Here is a 2,993-nt window from a genome sequence, read left to right on the forward strand (position 1 = left end):
TTCTCTCAAAGCGGAGGTGCATTCTAGCGATTTCGTTGTCAGTGTCAAACACTTTTTTCAACTTTCTCATTCGAGCGTCTTATCCTCTTACTGACTTATCCTCTTACTGAACCGCTGAAGCCTTGTGGCGTCTGCCGTGTCAGTGAGGGCGCATTATAGGGAGTTCTTAAAACTTGGCAAGACCAAATCTTACTTTTTTATAAAAAAACGATTCGTTTGTTCACTTTAACGCCATAACGCTGTTTTTATCCACTAAACTCCTATTTTTATGGCAAAGAAATGGGTATTTAATTCTAAGATTATTTTGGACGCCCCCGATATCATATTCTCTTTTATGTTTTAATTACCTAAATAACGAACAAATTAATCATCAGAATGAAACGCATGATGTTCATATTTGAGTCATTCATATGTCATTCGGTGATCATAATAAATTGCTAGTTTCCGAGCTCTGGTCATTAAGACCTAAACATTTAATGTAAGGAAACAATTTATTATGCTCCGAATACATAACCCTTTCGCATTAACATTACCCATAGTTGCAAGTGCAGTATTAACGGCTTGCTATGATCAAAATACGACTTATTCTAATCCTGGAGTTCCAGCTGGTGTCTCATACGAACAAACTGTAGCGGAACCGACCCTAACCGGTAATGAATTAACCATTGTCGATAACCTTGCCACCAATAACATAGCTGATTCGACAGGCTTTTCAGAGGATACCAACCCAATGCTTCAAATCTTAAGCGGGTTTGATGATATTTATTTAATGGGTCAATCAGATTGGGAAGATGGGACGTCCGCAACTAATTCAACAAGCGAGATTTTTTCAGTCGTTAATTTCTCCAACGCTCGCATCCTCAACGACACGGTGTGGCAAGAAAACTATGACTATGTAGCAACATTAACAGAACCCGGGGAAACATCACCAGATCTAGACCGTACTTCTCCTTCAGTTTTAGTCCATGCCTATTTAGATGATCAGCGAGAAAAAGGCTTTAGTATCACATCAGGATTAGGGCCTTTAGCGAATATTTATCGCAATGCGGCAAATTCAACCTCTCCATATAGTATCAATGATGCAGATGAGGGGACTATTGATGTGCAAACCGATGCTTCTACTTCTTACACTATTGATATCGATTCTGGGACTCTTTGGGATAGCGACCAAGGTTACGGATCACTCGCAACAAATTATGGTACTTACGGTTCTGAAGAAAATGGCGATCTTGGATATCTAGTCGATCTATTAGACGTCATTAAAAATTACGGTGTATCAACAGAGCCAGCCAAATATCATTTTCTGTCTCCACGCCCTTGGCGCATTAATACTAGTTACGGCATCCTAGATTTTACTGATGGTGGGACATCTGACAGTAGTGTTGATTCAGATTCAGTCGCTGTTGATACCGCATTTGCAGATAGTACGCTCTATGCACCAACATGTGTAGGGGCAGACGACACTACTGAAACAACAAAATACTATGAAACCACTGACCCCGATACCGGAAGTGGTGATACAGCATTGCTACACCCCATCACTGCGCTTATCTGCGCAGGCCGTCAAATCTATGCCTCTGATGGTGCAAATAATAAAGAATACAGCGAAGCGATGGACGATGGACTTTCTATCTCGGCCTATTACTCATCGCGCGCTAAAGATGGTGCTTTCCCAAGTGGCCATACTGCAGAAGCATTTGACCGAGGATTAGGGTTAGCCTATGCCATACCATCACGATTCTCACAGATGGTCGCTCGATCAGCCGATCTAGGTGAAAACCGTATTGTGGTTGGAATGCACTCCCCGCTTGACGTAATCGGAGGGCGTATATTTGGTACTGCCGCAACTGCAGCCGTCTTATATAACAACGCCGATGCTGCAGCTCTTGCGCTTAACCAAGCCAACTCGTACTTCGAAGAAAAGGCCAGTGACGCAGGGTTTGAATCGATTATTGATTTCGCCAATTGTGTACAAGAGGATACGTGTGATGACAGTGAATATAGTGATGACTACAGCGATCATGACGCTATAAAAGAAACCTATAAAAAATACATGACCTATGGCTTTACTAAACTGGATGAAACCAGTGCAGATCCTGAAGTACCTAAAGGTGCCGAAGTGCTGCTTAAAAGTCGCCAACCCTACTTAACCGCTGCTCAACGCCGTGCTGTTCTTGCAACAACCGAAATAGATTCTAACTACCCTGTTATTAATGAATCTCGCGGTTGGGGACGAATTAACCTCGTTGATGCCGCCGATGGATATGGTGCCTTTAATGGCGATGTCAATGTCGATATGGATGCTTCTGATGGTGGTTTTAGTCAATACGACCGCTGGCGTAATGATATTTCCGGAGTCGGTCGCTTGAAAAAATCAGGCACGGGGACACTATCTCTAGAAGGAAATAACTCTTATACCGGTGGCACCTATTTAACCGAAGGGGAGCTCGTTGCTGCTTCTCAAACAGCATTTGGTACTTATACCGTTTATCAAAATGCGGGGACATTGACAGTTGCAATAGAGAAAGGTGCATCAGATAGCTCGCATGGCACATTATCTGTATCTGACTATGTTCAAGAAGCTGGCTCTTTATCATTGAACCTCGCAGATAATGCAAAGATTAGTGCCGATAATGGCATCTTCATCGATGGAGGCTTATTAAGCTTAACCGTGCCTGCGCTGAATTATGCAACGACCTATACGATCATGTCAGCTGGCGGCATTTATGGTACTTATGACACAGATAATGTAACGGTAGTAGATACAGAGGGAAACAGTGATTACTCGGTGTCCGTCAATTACAATGACTCAACAGTTCGCGTAACCATCACTCCAGATAGCGGTACTCTATAAACAATAATACCAATCGCACTAATTTTATGATCTAATATCAGCTTCAATAGGAGCTGATATGAACACCCCTGACTTCCCAAAACTTATTCGTGAAACATCCGATGCGAGGATGCGTACGAGACTTCTTGCTATATCTCAT

1 protein-coding gene is annotated in these 2,993 nt (G+C 42.5%); it reads left to right on the forward strand.

The window, feature by feature from the left end:
• The first annotated feature begins 496 nt into the window (after positions 1-496).
• Entirely contained in the window at positions 497-2,854 is a 2,358-nt protein-coding gene (locus F9817_RS23585) for a phosphatase PAP2 family protein (RefSeq protein WP_161158649.1), read from the forward strand.
• The last annotated feature ends 139 nt before the right edge of the window (positions 2,855-2,993 follow it).

It is taken from the genome of Vibrio eleionomae, from assembly GCF_009874545.1.
Taxonomy (GTDB): domain Bacteria; phylum Pseudomonadota; class Gammaproteobacteria; order Enterobacterales; family Vibrionaceae; genus Vibrio; species Vibrio nitrifigilis.

Excerpts from the sequence above, each read along its gene's own strand:
- F9817_RS23585 (WP_161158649.1), top strand. The coding sequence starts at position 497 with ATGCTCCGAATACATAACCCTTTCGCATTAACATTACCCATAGTTGCA.